The 357-nt window shown below is 41.5% G+C and carries 1 pseudogene; it reads right to left on the bottom strand.

From position 1 onward, the window contains the following. Positions 1-127: 127 nt before the first annotated feature. A pseudogene (locus A3756_RS27380) lies at positions 128-357 on the bottom strand (hypothetical protein); the annotation flags it as partial.

The following is a 357-nucleotide window of genomic DNA, read 5'->3' as shown; positions in this document are numbered from 1 at the left end:
GCTCGACAAGAATACCTATGAAGTCCTTGAAATTTTTGCTTTGACAGATTTCGACATGAACACTTTGTGAACTGCAAATAATGCATTAAGGCGATAATCTAAGCTTTTATCACCTTAATGCGCAGCCCTAAGACTTTGCGCTGATGTGTTCAGCATCATCCTTGGAAAACGGATTAGTAATAGTCGAGCTAGAACCTTGAAGTACCGCCTCGGGGTGCCTTATTTCCATAATGCACTTTATGCGTTGTTCATCCTTCGTGTTAACATCCACTAAGATCAAGTGCTGACCTTCAATAATTTGTTCGTGAAACTTCTGGATCTTGTAGTGTTCAGTATTGAGCCCACCAACACCGCCAA

This window comes from Oleiphilus sp. HI0086, assembly GCF_001635225.1.
This window is presented reverse-complemented; position numbering and strand designations above follow the sequence as displayed.